This window comes from Curtobacterium oceanosedimentum (assembly GCF_020297365.1).
In the GTDB taxonomy this organism is placed as follows: domain Bacteria; phylum Actinomycetota; class Actinomycetes; order Actinomycetales; family Microbacteriaceae; genus Curtobacterium.
The window spans coordinates 155,893-169,096 of record NZ_JAIXIG010000001.1; the positions used below are offsets into that span (position 1 = coordinate 155,893).

The following is a 13,204-nucleotide window of genomic DNA, read 5'->3' on the forward strand; positions in this document are numbered from 1 at the left end:
CGTGCACGGAGGCGGCTGGGTCAGTCCTGCCTGCGGAGGGCCGTGACCATGCTCCGGAGGACCCGACGGGCGTCCGCCTGCTGCTGCTCGGTCAGGCCCTCGAGCATCCGCTGCTCGACACCGCGGACCGCGGCGCTCGCCTGCTCCAGGCTCCGACGCCCGCTCGCGGTCAGCTGCGTCGGCAGCGCCTTGCCGACGGACGGCTCACTGGCCCGCGTGACGAAGCCGTCCCGCTCCAGTGCTTGCAGCAGGACGTTCATCGACTGCCGGGTGACGAAGGTGCCGCGGGCGAGCTCGGAGTTCGACAAACCGGGGCGCTGCGCCAGCAGCTCGAGGCAGGAGTAGTGCGTGATCGTCATGCCCAGTGGCCGCAGGACGGCTTCCATCGATGCGCGCAGGGCGCTCGCCGTCTCCTTGAGCAGGTAACCGATCGACGTGTCGAGGTCGATGCCGTCTCCGTCTTGACGCATGTCAGAAGTCTGACATACGTTGGTGCGTGTCAGAAGACTGACACAACCGAAGGAGCACCACATGCCCGTCACCGGCCCCGACTTCATCTCCCTGCAGAGCCGCGACCTCGCCGCGTCGCAGGCGTTCTACGAGCAGTACCTCGGTCTGGTCCGCGCCCAGGCCGGTCCGCCGCACGCCGTCGTGTTCGAGACCTCGCCGATCGCGTTCGCCCTGCGCGACCTGGCGCCCGGGACCGATCTCGACGCCGTGTCGCAGCCGGGCATCGGTGCCGCGATCTGGATGCACGCGACCGATGTGCAGGCGATCCACGACGCCCTGGCAGCCGACGGTCACCGCATCGTCTCGGCGCCGATCGACGGCCCCTTCGGTCGGACCTTCACGTTCGCCGACCCCGACGGCTACCACGTCACGCTCCACGACCGGGCCTGAGCCGCGGGAGCGATGTCACGTCGCACAACCGAAGTGCGCTCGCGCCGTGCGATCGCGCGGCTCCGAAGCACTTCGGTTGTGCGACGCGCATCCGCGCCGGGGGCCCGCCCCACCCGCACCGCGCCGGGGACCCGGCGACCGGCGCGGCCGGCCACCAGCCCGGCCGGGGCGGCGGGGCGGAGGCGGGGCGGGCCTCCAGGCCGGTGCCGGAGCCGGCCCGTCACGCTTCGTCACGGTCCGTGACGGACGCGCGCGACCGACGTAGCGTCTCGACCCGTGAGCAGCAGCAGCGAGCACCGGCAGATCCGCTTCAACGCGTTCGACATGAACTGCGTGGCGCACCAGTCCTCCGGGCTGTGGCGGCACCCGCGCGACCGCTCGCGGGACTACCGCGACCTGAGCTACTGGACGGACCTGGCGAAGACGCTCGAGCGCGGGGCGTTCGACGGCATCTTCATCGCCGATGTCCTGGGCACCTACGACGTGTACGGCGGGTCGAACGAGGCCGCGCTCCGCACCGGGTCGCAGGTGCCCGTGAACGACCCGGTGCTGCTCGTGTCGGCGATGGCGTCGGTGACCGAGCACCTGGGCTTCGGGATCACGGCGGGTACCGCGTACGAGCACCCGTACCCGTTCGCCCGACGCATGTCGACGCTCGACCACCTGACGAAGGGCCGGGTCGGCTGGAACGTCGTCACCGGGTACCTGCCGAGCGCGGCGCGGAACATGGGGCAAACCGACCAGTTGTCGCACGACGACCGCTACGACGTGGCCGACGAGTACCTCGAGGTCCTCTACAAGCTGTGGGAGGGCTCGTGGGAGGACGACGCCGTCGTCGCGGACCGCGACGCCGGGATCTTCACGGACCCCGCGAAGGTGCACCCGATCGAGCACCACGGCACACACTTCGACGTCCCCGGCATCCACCTGTCCGAGCCGTCCGTGCAGCGCACGCCCGTCATCTACCAGGCGGGCGCCTCACCGCGCGGCATCCGCTTCGCCGCCGAGAACGCCGAAGCGGTCTTCGTGGGCGCACCGACCGTCGAGCAGCTCGCGTCGACCGTCGCGAAGGTCCGTGACGCCCTGGAGGCAGCTGGTCGCGACCGGTACGCCGCCCGCGTCTACACACTGCTCACCGTGATCACGGACGCCACCGACGAACTGGCCCAGGCGAAGTACGAGGACTACCTGTCGTACGCCTCGGAGCTCGGCGCCCTGGTGCTCAACTCGGGGTGGATGGGCGTCGACCTGTCGCAGTGGGACCTCGACGAGCCCCTCGGCGACGTCGAATCGAACGCGATCCAGTCCGCCGCGGCGAACATCGCGGCGGCCACCGGCGAGGACGGGTCGTCGTGGACGATCCGCGACCTCGCCCGGCACACGGCGATCGGCGGGCTCGGGCCGGTGGCGGTCGGCGGGGGAGCGACCATCGCCGACCGGCTGCAGGAGATCCAGGAGCTGACCGACGTCGACGGCTTCAACCTGGCGTACGCGGTGACCCCGGGCACGTGGGAGGACGTCATCGAGTTCGTGATCCCGGAGCTCCGTGCCCGCGGGGCCTACCCGGAGGAGTACGAGCAGGGCTCGCTCCGGCAGAAGCTGCACGGACGGGGCGACCGGCTGCCCGAGGAGCACCGTGGGGCCTCGTTCAGGATCGGGAGCCGCGCCGCCGTAGGCTGAACGGATGATCGAATCGTCCGTGGTCGTGCGTCCTGCGAGCCCCGACGAGACGGCCGCCTGCATCGACCTGTGGGCAGCCGCGGTCGCCGCACGGGACGGCGTCGTCGAGGACCCCGCGGTGCGGGAGCGCGCCCGGCAGAAGTTCGCGGCCGAGCACGTCGCCTGGCTGGTGGCTCCCGGTGACGACGGCGCGGTCGACGGCTTCGTGCTCGTGACGGCGCCGGGCACCGGGCGGTCGACGGACCCGACGGACGCCGCCTACCTGTCGTTGCTCGCGGTGCGACCCGGCGTGCAGGCGCGGGGGCTCGGGCGGTCCCTGCTGTCGGAGGCGGTGCACGACGCGCGAGCTGCCGGTCACCCGCGCGTGGTGCTGCACGTGCTCGGCGACAACGACCGGGCGGTGCGCCTGTACGAGGCGGGTGGCTTCGTCGCGACGGGCGACGAGTTCGCACACGCCCTGAGCGGCGTCACGACCCGGGTCTACGTCGCGGGCTGATCCCGGCGGCCGCCCGACTGCGGTCCTGCGGGCTGTCCGACCGGGGTCCAGGTGGGGAAGGTGGCGGAGCGGCCGTCGCCGGACGACCGCCGCGTGACCCGGCGTCGGACCCACGGCAGGACGTGCTCCCGGTAGTAGCGCAGCTCCTCGCCGAGCCTCGCCCGGGACCTGCCGTCGTCGGTCGGTTCGACCGGTGCGGGCGCGTCGGTGACGGCGTGCAGGGCGAGTTCGGCGACGCGCTGGTGGCCGGTGGCGTTCATGTGCAGCCGATCGTCCGACCAGAACTCCGCCCGCCGCAGGTGCGGGTCGCGCGAGACGTCGACGAACGGCAGGCCACGACGCCGGGCGAGCGTGCCGAGCGCCTCGGCCCAGGCGTTGCCACGGCGGTTGATGAGGGACCCGAGCGGCAGTCGAGCGCTCGGGTCGGCCGGGCTGAGGAGTGCCAGGCGGGCACCGGTGATGGCGACCCGGTCGGCCGCTGCCTCGACGAGGGCGAGGAGCGCGGGGACGTCGTAGCCGGGGCGCAGCATGTCGTTGCCGCCGGCGCAGAACGTGATGAGCGTCGGTGCCGGGTCGAGCGCGAGCGCGGCCTCGAGTTGCCCGTCGATGACGCCCGCGAGCAGCCGCCCGCGCACGGCGAGGTTGGCGTACGAGACGCCGGTGTCCGGCGCCGCGGCCATCCCGCTCGCGAGTCGTCCGGTCCAGCCGGGGAGCGGAGCGGGACCGGCGTCGCCGATGCCCTCCGAGAAGCTGTCGCCGATCGCGACGTAGCGGATGGTCTCGTGCATGGGTGCATCATCGTGCACATGGCTGTGCACGTTCTCTGTGCCGCCGCGAGCTTCGTGAGCAGGAATGGTCGGGTCGCCGTTCGGCACCCGACCATTTCTGCTCACGAAGGGCTCGTCTCCGCGTCGCGTCAGTGCACGGCGGGGGCCGGCACCGGGAAGACGTCGTCCGACATCGGCCACGGGGCCCACTTCGGGCGCGGTGCGTACAGCAGGTACGGCTGGGGCGTCGGGTAGCTCACCAGCTCGAGGGTCGACCCCCACGGCGTCCGCGTGTAGACGAAGCGGTTGCCGGTGCCGGCCTCGTCGCCGCGCAGGTCACGCGGGTCGGAGTTCCTGGTCCCTCCGGCTGCCTCGACCCGGGCGAGTGTCTCGTCCAGGTCGTCGGCGTACACCGCCAGGTGCTGCCAGCCGAGGTCCGACGGGTGCGCCGCGGTCCGCTGCTCCGGGCCGAGGTACTCGAACAGCTCCAGGCCCGGGCCCTCGGGCAGCGCGAGCATCCGCATGGCCCCCTGCGCCATCGTGCTCGGGATGCCGAGGTAGCCGTGCGCCTCGGCCGTACCGTTCGGAGCCTCGTCACGACGCCGCATGTCGTACAGGACGACGGCGTCGAACGCCGCCTCGAAGAACGCCGTGGCTGCGTCGATGTCCGGCACCGTGACGCCCACGTGGTCGATCCTGATTCCCCTGCTCATGGTCGATTCCTACCATCGCGGCGGGCTCGCGATCCGCTCGGTCCGGTGGGCGTGCGTCATCGGTGCGGCAAGCCGCAGCGAGCGACGGTCTGGCGGCTACTGACCGGAGCTGCCCGGGCCGCCGGAGCCCCCCGAGCCACTGGCACCACCGTGGCCGTCGGCGCGGAGCTCGGCGGCGAGCGAGGCGTTCCGGTCGGCGATCAGCCGTGGCATGTACCGACCGAGGGCAAGCACCTCGGCCAGACGGCCCAACGGGCCGAGCGGAGCGCGGAAGGTGATCGTGTCGACCATGCGCGTGCCGCCGGCCGACGGCTCGAACCGGTGCTCGTGGTGGAAGCGGGCGAACGGACCACGGACCTGTTCGTCGACGAACCGGTGTGGTGCCTCCAGAGTGGTGATCCGGCTCGTCATCCGCCAGACGATCCCGAAGTGCCGCGCACGCCACGTCACGGTCTCGCCCAGGCCGATCGTCCCGGAGGTCGTGCCGGCGACGGCGCGCTCGCCGCTCGCGGCCATCGACCGCTCGTGCGCGCCGATGTCGAGCGACAGCGCGATGGCGCGCTCGGGGGAGCAGGCGAGCTCCGTCTCGCACCGGAACGAGACCGTCACCGGACCGGCCGGTCCGTCGACGTGTTCGTGGAGGTCACCCGGAGATCGTAGCGACGGGCGGTAGCGTCGCAGGCATGACGTTCGACGCGCTCCCGTTCCCGGTCATCGACGGCCACAACGACCTGCCGTGGGAGCGCCGCGAGTCCCACGACTCCGGCGTGGAGGGCATCGACACCGAGGCCGACTCGCTGCACACCGACATCCCGAAGCTCCGCGCCGGTGGCGTCGCCGGCCAGTTCTGGTCGGTGTTCGTCCCCGCCGACGACCCAGACCCGGTGCGCACGACCCTGCAGCAGGTGGACCTTGCCCACCGGATCATCGAGCGGTACCCCGACGACCTCGCGTTCGCCCGGACCGCCGCCCAGGTGCGTGCCGCGATCGACACCGGTCGCATCGCGTCGTTGCTCGGAGCCGAGGGCGGGCACTCCATCGGTGACGACCTGGCCGTGCTCCGCACCCTCGCCCGGCTCGGCGTCCGGTACATGACGCTCACCCACAACGACGACACCCCGTGGGCGGACTCCGCGACGGGGGAGCGGGCGCACGGTGGCCTCACCGACCGCGGACGTCAGGTCGTCGCCGAGATGGAGCGGATCGGCATGCTCGTCGACCTGTCGCACACGGCGCCGGCGACCATGCGGGACACCCTCGACGTGGCGACCCAGCCGGTCGTCTTCAGTCACTCGTCCACGGTCGCGATCGACGACCACCCGCGGAACGTCCCCGACGACGTGCTCGCCCGGCTGGCCGACAACGGCGGCGTGGTCATGATCACCTTCGTGCCGAAGTTCGTGTCGCGGGCGTGGGCGGACTGGGAGGAAGGCGGCTCGGTCGGGGAACCGCCCTTGGTGACCGTGTCCGACGTCGCGGATCACGTGGAGCACGCCCGCGACGTCGCCGGTGCGGCGCACATCGGTCTCGGCGGCGACTACGACGGCACCCCGGTGCTGCCGCCGGACCTGCGGGACGTGTCGCGGTACCCGGTGCTCGCGGCGGAGCTCGAACGACGTGGCTGGGGCGGGTCCGACCTGCGGGCGCTCGCCGGGGGCAACGTGCTGCGGGTGCTCGAGGCGACGGACGAGCGGTTCGTGCGGACGTCGCTCGCGCGCTGACCCGGACAGGGCGAATGCCTCGCATCCGTCGTCCATACCGATTCGTGGACAGCCAGCCTGGCGCCCGTCCACCATCGGCGGATGACCGATGACGCCGCACTGCCGGACGAGTACGCCGAGACCCTCCGGTCGATCCGAGACCGCGTGACGGCGACGAGAGGGCGGGTGCAGCTCGCGGCGAACGCTCACCTCGTCCACCTGTACTGGTCCATCGGTTCGGTGTTGCTCGAGCGGTCGAGGGCCGGACGTTGGGGGAGCGGGGTGCTCAACCAGCTGGCTGCGGACTTGCGCACCGAGTTCCCCTCGATGAAGGGGCTCTCGGCGACCAACCTGAAGTACATGCGGCAGTTCGCGGCGACGTGGCCTGACGAAGCGGCAATCGGTCAACAGTCTGTTGACCGATTGCCGTGGGGGCACGTCACCGTGCTCCTCGGGCTCCCCGACCAGTCGGCGCGGATCTGGTACGTCCGCGCAGCGGTGCAGGGCGGCTGGCCGCGGAACGTCCTGCGTCACAACATCCGCAGTCGGCTGTGGGAGCGCGCGGGTGCTGCACCCACCAACTTCAGCCGTTTGCTCGACGCGGACGGAGAGGACCTCGCGCAGCAGATCACCCGCGACCCGTACGTCCTCGACTTCCTGGCCGTGGACGGCGACCGCGACGAGCGCACCATCGAGTCCGCGATGGTGGACCGCATCGCGGACACCCTCCGCGAGCTCGGCTCGGGGTTCGCCTTCGTCGGCCGCCAGGTGCACTTCGACGTCGACGGGAGCGACTTCTTCGTGGACCTGCTCTTCTTCCACGTGGAGCAACTGCGCTACGTGGTCGTCGAGCTCAAGAGGGGGGAGTTCCGCCCCGATCACGTGGGTCAGCTCTCCTTCTACGTCGCCCTCGTGGACGCACGACTGCGCCGAGCGCGGCACGCCGAGACCGTCGGGCTCCTGCTCGTCGCCGGCAAGAACGACGCGGTGGTCCGGTACTCGCTCGGCGCCTCGAACGCGCCGGTCGGCGTCGCGTCGTACGACCTCCTTCCACCCGAGATCCGGCAGGCGCTGCCGACCGAGGCGCAGCTGCAGCGTGCGCTGCGCGGACGCGCGTGAGACCCGGCCTGGAGGCGCGACCCGCGTCCGGCGCGGAGCGCCCGTCACGGACAGGACCACGCTGGGTCCGGTCGCTAGGATCGGGCGCACACCGCGCCTCCAGGAAGAGCGATGCGCGACTGACCCGCAGAGGACGGACCGGATGAGCGGCACCATCTACGAGAACATCTCCCAGGCGTTCGGCAACACCCCCCTCGTCAAGCTGAACCGCCTGCCGAAGGCCGGCGGTGCAGAGGTCCTCGCCAAGCTCGAGTTCTACAACCCCGGCGCGAGCGTCAAGGACCGTCTGGGCGGCGCGATCATCGACGCGGCCGAGGAGTCCGGCGAACTGCAGGCCGGTGGCACCATCGTCGAGGGCTCGTCGGGCAACACCGGCATCGCGCTCGCCCTGGTCGGTGCCGCCCGCGGCTACCGCGTCGTCATCACGATGCCCGAGACGATGAGCGTCGAGCGCCGTGCGGTCATCCGCGCCTACGGTGCCGAGATCGTCCTGACCCCCGGGCCGGAGGGCATGAAGGGTGCGGTGGCGAAGGCCGAGTCGATCGTCGCCGAGACGCCGGGCGCGATCCTCGCCCACCAGTTCGAGACGGCAGCGAACGCCGCGATCCACCGGAAGACGACGGCGGAGGAGATCCTCCGCGACACCGAGGAGCACGTCGACGTGTTCGTCGCGGGCGTCGGCACCGGCGGCACGATCACGGGTGTCGGCCAGGTGCTGAAGGAGCGGGTGCCCGGCGTGCAGATCGTCGCGGTCGAGCCGAAGGACTCGCCCCTGCTCACGGAGGGCAAGGCCGGGCCGCACAAGATCCAGGGCATCGGCGCGAACTTCGTGCCCGAGGTGCTCGACCGCAGCGTCATCGACGAGGTGTTCGACGTCGAGCTCGATGACGCGCTCCGCGTGGCCCGCGCCCTGGCGACGGAGGAGGGGATCCTGTCCGGCATCTCGTCCGGCGCGATCATCCACGCTGCGCTCGAGATCGCGGCCCGCCCCGAGAACGCCGGCAAGCGGATCGTCGCCATCGTGTGCGACACCGGGGAGCGCTACCTGTCGACGGTGCTCTTCGAGGGGCTCACTGCGTGAGTCGAACCGGGCGCCGGGGTGTGCTGCGGACGGTCCGCGAGGACCTGGCCGCAGCACGCCGCGGCGACCCCGCTGCCCGGGGCGACCTGGAGAACGCGCTCCTGTACCCGGGCCTGCACGCCGTCTGGACGCACCGGCTCACGCACCGGTTGTGGATCGCCGAGGGGCTGCCCGGATCACGCTTCGTCGCGCGGCTGCTGGGGCAGGTCGCCCGGGCGGTGACGGGGATCGAGATCCACCCCGGGGCACGCATCGGTCGCCGCTGTTTCATCGACCACGGGATGGGGGTCGTGATCGGCGAGACCGCAGTGGTCGGCGACGACGTGCTCGTGTTCCACGGCGTGACGCTCGGCGGTCGCGGGTTGCAGCACGGTCCGGGAACACGACGGCACCCCGTGGTGGGGGACCGCGTGGTGCTCGGTGCCGGGTCCTCGCTCATCGGGGCGATCACCGTGGGGTCGGACTCAGTCGTCGGAGCGAACACCGTCGTGACGAAGGACGTGCCGGCAGGGTCGGTGGTCACCGGGGTGGCTGGTACCGCACGGCCGCGGACGGGGCACGAGGGCGTCCCGTCGCTCTGAGTGGTCCGGGAGACGCTGCTGGAGACGCCGTCGTGGCAGCGTCACGCCGTCGTGTCAGCGCGACGCCGTCGTCTTATTGCGACGAACGTCGTGTCGAGATGACGCCGGCCTCGTGGTCGTTCGTCGCTTCGAGATGACGCCGGTGTCTCGGCCGTCCGTCGCGTCGAGATGACGCCGGTGTCTCGGATCGACGCCGCCGAATGCTCGAGACGCCGACGGTTCTGACGGCGTCTCGAGCGCATGACGGCGCTTCGCGAGGACGACAGCGTCTTGAGCGCACGATGACGGCCTGCCGGGAAGACAACGACGGCGTCTCGAGCGCAGGACGGCGTCTCGAGCGCACGACGTCGTCTCGGTCGCACGACGACGACGGCGTCTCACGCACACGACGGCGTCATGTGCGGTGGAGAGCGGGTCAGCTCTTCTCGCAGGCGATGCCGTCCTTGTCGCGGTCGAGCTTCGTGTTCGCCTTGTACAGCGCGTCGTCCTTCTTCACCGTGCCCTTGAGCGCGCGGTAGGTGGCCTTGCCGCCGGAGACGACCTTGTTCTTCTTGACGGACTTCTTGGCGATGCCGCCCGAGTAGACCTTGTGGACGGCGGAGCAGTTGGCGTACGACTTCGGTGCCGCCTGGGCGGTCGTGGCGCCGCCGACGACGACGGAGGTCGCGAGGACAGCGGTGGCGGCGGCGATGCCGAGGGTTCGGATGATGCGCACGGGTTCCCCCTGGAACTGGTGGTGATCGCCGGGGCGACCGCCGCGTCGGGTGCGCGGCGTGGGAATCCTACGACGTGATCGGTCCTCACGACCCGCCCCCGAACGGGTGGGTGTCTGCGGCGTGCGGCAGGCTGTCCGCATGGACGGCGAGCAGCTGCACGAAGTCGCGATCCGCACGGCGGCGGGGCTGCCCGCGGCCGTCGAGACCCAGCCCTTCGGCGAGGGTGCGATCGTGTACAAGGTCGTCGGCAAGATGTTCGTGATGGTCACCGAGGTCCGCGGCGTCCCGATCGTCAACCTCAAGTGCGCGCCGCCGCACGGAGCGGCCCTGGTGCGCGACCACGCCGAGATCACGCCCGGGTGGCACATGAACAAGCGGCACTGGATCACGCTGTCGCCGGGCGACGGGATCGACGAGACCCTGGTCGAGGACCTCGTCGCCAACGCGTACGACCTGGTGGTCGCCGGGCTGCCCGTGGCGAAGCGGCCGATCGACAGGGAACCCTGAACGCGCGTGTGACGAACGGGCCGCTGCCTCCGTCTCATCGGTACCGGACCACCCGACCGAGGAGACCGCATGGCACGCACCGACCCCGTCACCAGGAGCACGCGCTCCCACCCGCTGGCGCAGACCCGTGTCCGGTCCCTCGCCGCACGGCCCGTCGGTCCGCTGCGCGTGGTCCCGGCCGCCGGTCGCACCCAGCCGATCACCACCCGTCACCAGTAGAAGGAACGCGTGCACCAGCAGTCCCTCGCCGAGCTCGACGACGCGGTCCTCGCCGGCCGGTCGTCCGACGGCGACGTCCGGGCCTTCGAGGTCCTGATCCGCCGCCACACCCCGCTGCTCCGCGCCTACGCCCGTCGCACACTCGGTTCGACCGACGAGCTCGACGACGTGGTGCAGGAGACGTTCATCACCGCCTGGGACCGGCTGGACGGCCTCGACGACCCGGCGCGTGTGAAGTCCTGGTTGATGCGCATCCTCAGCCGCAAGTGCCTCGACCGCATCCGTGCCCGCCGCGTCCACGACGACGTCACGGAGCTCGAGGTCGCCGCGCCGGCGGACGACGCCCCAGAGCGGGTCGCCGAGGCGCGCTCCCGCGAAGAGGCCGCCGAGCGGGCGCTGGCCGAACTCCCGGAAGCGCAGCGACGGTGCTGGATCATGAAGGAGGTGCTCGAGTACCGGTACGACGAGATCGCCGCCGAACTCGACCTGCCACCGTCGACGGTCCGGGGCCTGCTGTCCCGAGCGAGGAAGAACATGATCCGACTCATGGAGGGATGGCGATGAGCGACCACGACGGCATCCGACCGGACGGCCCCGACGCCCCCGACACGACGGACCTGCCCGACAGCCCCGAGGCACTCGACGCGCTCGAGCCCGGCGACCTGGACGGCCACTCGATCGACGAGCTCGCCGACTACCTCGACGCCGGCATGCAGCCGGCCGACCCGAGCATCGACGACTCGCCGGCCTGTCAGAACGCCCTCGCGGCGATCATCCGGGTCCGGCACGCCTCGCTCCGATCGCTCGAGGCGGCGGCTCGCGACGAGGCCCCGGCCGACGAGTCGTGGATCGGCAACGTCCTGGCGAACATCTCGATCGAGTCCCGCTCCGGTCGTGACGTGCCGCTCCGGCCGCTGTCGGAGACCGAGCACCCCGTGATGACCGAGGGCGCCATCCGTTCGCTCATCCGGCGCACCGGCGACGGTGTGCCCGGTGTGCTCGTGGCCCGGTGCCACCTGGACGGCGACGTCACCGAGCTGGCCTCGCCGGTCCGGGTGGTCGTCGAGATCGCGATTGCCACCGGCCCGTCGATCCCCGCGACCGCCGAGCTCGTGCGGACCGCGGTCGCCGGCACCCTGGCGGAGCAGACCGACCTGCTCGTCGAGGCGATCGACGTGGTCGTGCGCGACCTGCTGCCGGAGCACCAGGCCGAGCACGAGCACCAGACCGAGCACGAGCACGAGACGACCCACGGCAGCGATCAGGAGGAGGCCCGATGAGCACCACCGACGAGACCCTCGCCGCGATCGAGGCCGCCGTCACCGAGGTCCCGGGCGTCACCGACCTGTACCGCGCCCGGCCGACGGTCGCGAGCGCCGTGCAGGCCGTCCGCAGCATCGCGACGAACGCCGGCCCGCTCCTCCGCGCCGTCGTTGACGACGACGGCGTCCTGCGCGTGGTGATCGGCACCGACGGCGTCCGCCCGGCCCCCGAGGTCGCCCGCGCCGTGCACGACGCCGCCCTCGCGACCGCGACGGCCCTCGGCCTGTCCCTCAGCCGCGTCGACGTGCGCGTCGCGCGGGTGGGGTGAACCGGACCACACCGACGGACGGGAGGCCCGTGGCGGATCCGCCACGGGCCTCCCGTCCGTCACCGGTCGCGGTCGCGACCGCGGGGATCAGTAGAAGTTGTTCGCCTGCGAGTGCGCCCACGCGGCGCACGGGGTGCCGTACGCGGCGCTGATGTACTGCAGGCCCCAGGTGATCTGGGTGGTCGCGTTCGTGCGCCAGTCCGAGCCGGCGGTCGCCATCTTCGAGCCGGGGAGCGCCTGCGGGATGCCGGTCGCGCCGCCGTTCGCGTTGACGGCCTGGTAGTCCCACCCGGACTCTTTGGTCCACAGGTTGTCGAGGCACTGGAACTGGTCGGCCCCCCAGCCGTACTCGGCGGACGCCATCGAGGTCGCCGTCGCCTTCGCGCCGGCCACGGTGTTGCCCGCGGCGAGCTTGCGCGCGGCATCGGCGGCCTCGGCTGCTGCGCGCTCGTCGGCGGCGGCCTTCGCTGCCGCCGCGGCCTTCGCATCGACGTCCCGCTTGTCCTGGGTGGCGCTCGCCTGGGCGACGTGCGTCGTGGAGGCGACCGTCGTCGAGATCCGCGTGGTCAGGGCGGCACCGGACAGCTCCGGGTAGTCCCGCAGGGCGTCGACGCGGCGCTCGAGCGCCGAGGTGTCGACCTTGTCGTTCGCGGTCTGCATGACGGTCTTCGCCGTGGTGATCGTCGCGGCGGCCTGCGCGCGGTCGAGTGCGGTGCCGTGCAGCGCCGGCTGCGGGGTCGACGACGCGCTCGCGGTGCCGGACGGGACGCCGAGGGCCTCGCCGATGGCGGGCTGGGTGCCGACGGTCAGCGCACCGCCGGCGACGGCGAGGACGGCCACGCCGCCGGCGACCAGGGTCGCCCGGTGCCGCAGCGCACGGCGCAGGCGCCGGGACGGGGTGTTCAGCGCCTGACGTCGGGTCGAGGCGGTGGTGCTGGGGAGCTCGGGGGTGTGTCGCATCGGTTCCGGTGGGTCGGCGGCTCGCGGGTGGCGCTCCGGGACACGTCGGGTGGTCGATCGTGCGGGCGTGACGGGCGTCGGTGACGTCGTCATCGGGGGAGGCCGCGGGCCGGTGGGGACCGGACGGTGGGGTGGGGCCCGTCCGTCCGCCGGGCGACCGTGGGGTGGTCGCCG

At 72.1% G+C, this 13,204-nt stretch carries 18 protein-coding genes; 12 read left to right on the forward strand and 6 right to left on the reverse strand.

What is annotated here, in order from left to right:
• Positions 1 to 20: 20 nt before the first annotated feature.
• A complete protein-coding gene (locus tag LEL83_RS00700; RefSeq protein WP_225557340.1) occupies positions 21 to 470 on the reverse strand; it encodes a MarR family winged helix-turn-helix transcriptional regulator in 450 nt (149 codons plus the stop codon).
• 61 nt (positions 471 to 531) lie between these two features.
• Here LEL83_RS00700 and LEL83_RS00705 point away from each other — a divergent pair, with 61 nt between their 5' ends.
• The 3 genes from LEL83_RS00705 (at position 532) to LEL83_RS00715 (ending at position 3,076) form a co-directional block, all read left to right on the forward strand.
• On the forward strand, positions 532 to 900 hold the full coding sequence (locus tag LEL83_RS00705; RefSeq protein WP_225557341.1) for a VOC family protein: 369 nt from the start codon (positions 532 to 534) through the stop codon (positions 898 to 900).
• Positions 901 to 1,176: 276 nt separating this feature from the next.
• Complete coding sequence (locus LEL83_RS00710) at positions 1,177 to 2,580, forward strand: LLM class flavin-dependent oxidoreductase (RefSeq protein WP_308009844.1); 1,404 nt, start codon at positions 1,177 to 1,179, stop codon at positions 2,578 to 2,580.
• 4 nt (positions 2,581 to 2,584) lie between these two features.
• Positions 2,585 to 3,076 (forward strand): GNAT family N-acetyltransferase, encoded by a 492-nt coding sequence (locus tag LEL83_RS00715; protein ID WP_225557343.1) that lies wholly within the window; start codon positions 2,585 to 2,587, stop codon positions 3,074 to 3,076.
• On the opposite strand, the gene LEL83_RS00720 is transcribed toward LEL83_RS00715, so the two are convergent.
• From LEL83_RS00720 to LEL83_RS00730, 3 genes are all read right to left on the reverse strand, one after another.
• The gene (locus LEL83_RS00720; protein ID WP_225557344.1) at positions 3,061 to 3,864 is read right to left on the reverse strand and encodes an SGNH/GDSL hydrolase family protein; all 804 of its coding nucleotides are present in this window, start codon (positions 3,862 to 3,864) and stop codon (positions 3,061 to 3,063) included. The two genes, LEL83_RS00715 and LEL83_RS00720, sit on opposite strands and share 16 nt — an antisense overlap.
• A gap of 128 nt (positions 3,865 to 3,992) precedes the next feature.
• Positions 3,993 to 4,556: a VOC family protein gene (locus LEL83_RS00725; protein ID WP_225557346.1), complete on the reverse strand. Its 564-nt coding sequence runs from the start codon at positions 4,554 to 4,556 to the stop codon at positions 3,993 to 3,995.
• 96 nt (positions 4,557 to 4,652) lie between these two features.
• Positions 4,653 to 5,165, reverse strand: a complete 513-nt coding sequence (locus tag LEL83_RS00730; protein WP_225557347.1) for an SRPBCC family protein — start codon at positions 5,163 to 5,165, stop codon at positions 4,653 to 4,655.
• Positions 5,166 to 5,239: 74 nt separating this feature from the next.
• Here LEL83_RS00730 and LEL83_RS00735 point away from each other — a divergent pair, with 74 nt between their 5' ends.
• The 4 genes from LEL83_RS00735 (at position 5,240) to epsC (ending at position 9,037) form a co-directional block, all read left to right on the forward strand.
• A complete protein-coding gene (locus LEL83_RS00735) occupies positions 5,240 to 6,277 on the forward strand; it encodes a dipeptidase (RefSeq protein WP_225557348.1) in 1,038 nt (345 codons plus the stop codon).
• A gap of 81 nt (positions 6,278 to 6,358) precedes the next feature.
• Positions 6,359 to 7,375 carry a PDDEXK nuclease domain-containing protein gene (locus LEL83_RS00740; protein ID WP_225557349.1) on the forward strand — a complete coding sequence of 339 codons (1,017 nt, stop codon included), beginning with the start codon at positions 6,359 to 6,361 and terminating at the stop codon, positions 7,373 to 7,375.
• Between the two features lie 142 nt (positions 7,376 to 7,517).
• On the forward strand, positions 7,518 to 8,456 hold the full coding sequence (gene cysK, locus LEL83_RS00745) for a cysteine synthase A (protein ID WP_225557350.1): 939 nt from the start codon (positions 7,518 to 7,520) through the stop codon (positions 8,454 to 8,456).
• Positions 8,453 to 9,037 carry a serine O-acetyltransferase EpsC gene (gene epsC / locus LEL83_RS00750; protein WP_225557351.1) on the forward strand — a complete coding sequence of 195 codons (585 nt, stop codon included), beginning with the start codon at positions 8,453 to 8,455 and terminating at the stop codon, positions 9,035 to 9,037. The genes cysK and epsC overlap by 4 nt, the downstream gene beginning before the upstream one ends.
• Positions 9,038 to 9,452: 415 nt before the next feature.
• On the opposite strand, the gene LEL83_RS00755 is transcribed toward epsC, so the two are convergent.
• Entirely contained in the window at positions 9,453 to 9,752 is a 300-nt protein-coding gene (locus tag LEL83_RS00755; RefSeq protein WP_225557352.1) for an excalibur calcium-binding domain-containing protein, read from the reverse strand.
• Between the two features lie 139 nt (positions 9,753 to 9,891).
• Here LEL83_RS00755 and LEL83_RS00760 point away from each other — a divergent pair, with 139 nt between their 5' ends.
• The 5 genes from LEL83_RS00760 to LEL83_RS00780 all read left to right on the forward strand — a co-directional run bounded on the left by LEL83_RS00760 (position 9,892) and on the right by LEL83_RS00780 (position 12,070).
• A complete protein-coding gene (locus LEL83_RS00760) occupies positions 9,892 to 10,260 on the forward strand; it encodes an MmcQ/YjbR family DNA-binding protein (protein WP_225557353.1) in 369 nt (122 codons plus the stop codon).
• 69 nt (positions 10,261 to 10,329) lie between these two features.
• Positions 10,330 to 10,479: a hypothetical protein gene (locus tag LEL83_RS00765; protein ID WP_198656468.1), complete on the forward strand. Its 150-nt coding sequence runs from the start codon at positions 10,330 to 10,332 to the stop codon at positions 10,477 to 10,479.
• 9 nt (positions 10,480 to 10,488) lie between these two features.
• Positions 10,489 to 11,043 carry an RNA polymerase sigma factor gene (locus LEL83_RS00770; RefSeq protein WP_225557354.1) on the forward strand — a complete coding sequence of 185 codons (555 nt, stop codon included), beginning with the start codon at positions 10,489 to 10,491 and terminating at the stop codon, positions 11,041 to 11,043.
• The gene (locus LEL83_RS00775) at positions 11,040 to 11,759 is read left to right on the forward strand and encodes an Asp23/Gls24 family envelope stress response protein (RefSeq protein ID WP_225557355.1); all 720 of its coding nucleotides are present in this window, start codon (positions 11,040 to 11,042) and stop codon (positions 11,757 to 11,759) included. Before LEL83_RS00770 ends, LEL83_RS00775 begins: the two co-directional genes overlap by 4 nt.
• A complete protein-coding gene (locus LEL83_RS00780; RefSeq protein ID WP_225557356.1) occupies positions 11,756 to 12,070 on the forward strand; it encodes a hypothetical protein in 315 nt (104 codons plus the stop codon). The genes LEL83_RS00775 and LEL83_RS00780 overlap by 4 nt, the downstream gene beginning before the upstream one ends.
• Before the next feature lie 87 nt (positions 12,071 to 12,157).
• Here the strand turns inward: LEL83_RS00780 and LEL83_RS00785 are convergent, their stop codons facing one another.
• Entirely contained in the window at positions 12,158 to 13,030 is an 873-nt protein-coding gene (locus LEL83_RS00785; RefSeq protein WP_225557358.1) for an aggregation-promoting factor C-terminal-like domain-containing protein, read from the reverse strand.
• Positions 13,031 to 13,204: the final 174 nt, after the last annotated feature.

Bases quoted from the DNA above. Each gene is read 5' to 3' on its own strand.
- LEL83_RS00700 (WP_225557340.1), bottom strand. From the start codon at position 470: ATGCGTCAAGACGGAGACGGCATCGACCTCGACACGTCGATCGGTTAC.
- LEL83_RS00705 (WP_225557341.1), top strand. From the start codon at position 532: ATGCCCGTCACCGGCCCCGACTTCATCTCCCTGCAGAGCCGCGACCTC.
- LEL83_RS00715 (WP_225557343.1), top strand. From the start codon at position 2,585: ATGATCGAATCGTCCGTGGTCGTGCGTCCTGCGAGCCCCGACGAGACG.
- LEL83_RS00720 (WP_225557344.1), bottom strand. From the start codon at position 3,864: ATGCACGAGACCATCCGCTACGTCGCGATCGGCGACAGCTTCTCGGAG.
- LEL83_RS00725 (WP_225557346.1), bottom strand. From the start codon at position 4,556: ATGAGCAGGGGAATCAGGATCGACCACGTGGGCGTCACGGTGCCGGAC.
- LEL83_RS00735 (WP_225557348.1), top strand. From the start codon at position 5,240: ATGACGTTCGACGCGCTCCCGTTCCCGGTCATCGACGGCCACAACGAC.
- LEL83_RS00740 (WP_225557349.1), top strand. From the start codon at position 6,359: ATGACCGATGACGCCGCACTGCCGGACGAGTACGCCGAGACCCTCCGG.
- cysK (WP_225557350.1), top strand. From the start codon at position 7,518: ATGAGCGGCACCATCTACGAGAACATCTCCCAGGCGTTCGGCAACACC.
- LEL83_RS00760 (WP_225557353.1), top strand. From the start codon at position 9,892: ATGGACGGCGAGCAGCTGCACGAAGTCGCGATCCGCACGGCGGCGGGG.
- LEL83_RS00765 (WP_198656468.1), top strand. From the start codon at position 10,330: ATGGCACGCACCGACCCCGTCACCAGGAGCACGCGCTCCCACCCGCTG.
- LEL83_RS00775 (WP_225557355.1), top strand. From the start codon at position 11,040: ATGAGCGACCACGACGGCATCCGACCGGACGGCCCCGACGCCCCCGAC.
- LEL83_RS00780 (WP_225557356.1), top strand. From the start codon at position 11,756: ATGAGCACCACCGACGAGACCCTCGCCGCGATCGAGGCCGCCGTCACC.
- LEL83_RS00785 (WP_225557358.1), bottom strand. From the start codon at position 13,030: ATGCGACACACCCCCGAGCTCCCCAGCACCACCGCCTCGACCCGACGT.